The 872-nt window shown below is 76.0% G+C and carries 2 protein-coding genes; one reads left to right on the top strand and one right to left on the bottom strand.

What is annotated here, in order from left to right; all coding sequences use genetic code 11:
• Positions 1-372 (bottom strand): nuclease-related domain-containing protein (locus GTW08_RS30795; protein ID WP_161152901.1); only part of this gene is annotated, 372 nt, incomplete at its 3' end.
• 73 nt (positions 373-445) lie between these two features.
• On the opposite strand from GTW08_RS30795, the gene GTW08_RS30790 reads away from it, so the two are divergent.
• A partial coding sequence (locus GTW08_RS30790; RefSeq protein WP_161152900.1) for a DUF1992 domain-containing protein occupies positions 446-872 on the top strand: 427 nt, incomplete at its 3' end.

Genomic DNA, 872 nt, shown 5'->3' with positions numbered 1-872 from the left:
GACCAGCCGATCGCCGTCGAGGAGCAGGGAGCGGCCGCGGTGGTGGCGGGTGCCGACGACGCAGATGCCGGGTGGCCCGATCAGGACGTGGTCGAGGTCGGCGGCGCCGCCGTCGAGCGGGACCGAGTGCAGGACCTGCCACGCCGCGGGCCTGCCGAGCAGCCGGTCCCGGCGGGTCCGCCCGGTCAGCGCGGTCAGCAGGTGCGCGGTGCGCTGCTCGCCGTCGGCGCCGAGGCGCCAGTTGCGGTCGGGGAATCCCGCCCTCCGCTGCTGCGCGGCGACGTGCCCCACCCGCCGGCCGGGGTAGTGGCGCGCCAGGTCCAGCGCGCGGGAACGGTCGGTGGTGGGGGGCGTCGCGGGTGTCGTCGTCATGGCGCGGAGTGTGCACCCGACCACCGACAGGAAACGGCGCTCGCCGGTAACCTCGCGACGGGGTGGTGCAGCCATGAACGGTGTGGACCCGCGGTTCGAGTCACCGGTCGACCGGACGATCCGGGAGGCCGTCGAGCGGGGCGACTTCGACGACCTGCCCGGCAAGGGCAAGCCGTTGCCCGGGGCGGGACGGATCGGCCCGGTCGACGAGAACTGGTGGATCCGCGGCTACCTGGAGCGGGAGGGCGTCCCGGGCGACGCGATGCTGCCGCCGTCGCTCCAGCTGCGCAGGGAGCTGGACCGGATCGACGAGACCGTCACCCGCTTCGTCGACGAGCGCCGCGTGCGCGAGCACGTCGAGGAGGTCAACTCCCGGGTCGTCGACCACATGCGCCATCCGATGGGCCCGCGCGTGCCGATCCGCAGGCTCGACGCCGACGAGGTCGTCGCGCGCTGGCACGCGGCCCGGGAGCGGCGGCGGGCCGCCGCCCGGCCCGCCG

Source organism: Pseudonocardia sp. SID8383 (assembly GCF_009864975.1).
Taxonomy (GTDB): domain Bacteria; phylum Actinomycetota; class Actinomycetes; order Mycobacteriales; family Pseudonocardiaceae; genus Pseudonocardia; species Pseudonocardia alni.
This window is presented reverse-complemented; position numbering and strand designations above follow the sequence as displayed.